The sequence below is a fragment of the Oleiphilus sp. HI0132 genome (assembly GCF_001635845.1).
The window spans coordinates 1-613 of sequence record NZ_LWGJ01000251.1; the positions used below are offsets into that span (position 1 = coordinate 1).

At 46.3% G+C, this 613-nt stretch carries 1 protein-coding gene; it reads left to right on the forward strand.

All coding sequences use genetic code 11. From position 1 onward, the window contains the following. Window positions 1-104: 104 nt before the first annotated feature. Window positions 105-613 (forward strand): hypothetical protein (locus tag A3766_RS03120; protein WP_197479254.1); only part of this gene is annotated, 509 nt, incomplete at its 3' end.

A 613-nucleotide genomic window follows, 5' to 3' on the forward strand; every position in this document is an offset into this window, starting at 1 on the left:
ATTTCCCCAAAGCTGACCATACTTTTTTCATGCTGAACGATAAGCACAGCTTGTTCGACGCGATTAAAAACTGGTTAAGCAGACATTACTAAAGTGAGGCAAGGATGCTTTCGATTAAACCAACAACCACCACCATCGGCCTTTTTTTTGTAATGGTTTTTGCCTCGTACTGGCTATTCCTGAATAAGACAGGCATCGATACTTCTGATCCTGGTGATGCTGCGTTTCCTGTCGCAATATTAGGTGATTCAGACAGTCATAGCTATCGAGATAAATATGACAATAAAGCTAGAGGAGGCGACTTCCATAGCGTCACTTACAACTGGCCAGCACTATGGGACAGATTTCGATCTGAGCAAGTTAATCTTGGAGCATTCGGGACATGGGGTGAAAGTTACCGCTGGGCAAGAATCAAGAACTGGCTTAAGCTCCCTGCCCGAGCCCCCAAGAAATTAGACTTCGACTATAACTATGCAGTTTCCGGACTTCGCTGTCAGTCTTTGCTTGAAGGCTGGCCCTATCAAGCAAAATGGCTGATCTCTCGCTTGCAGCGCTCTCCGGACTTCTGGGAAAAGGGGCTGGTCATCATTCGAATCGGCGTAAACAATCTCGG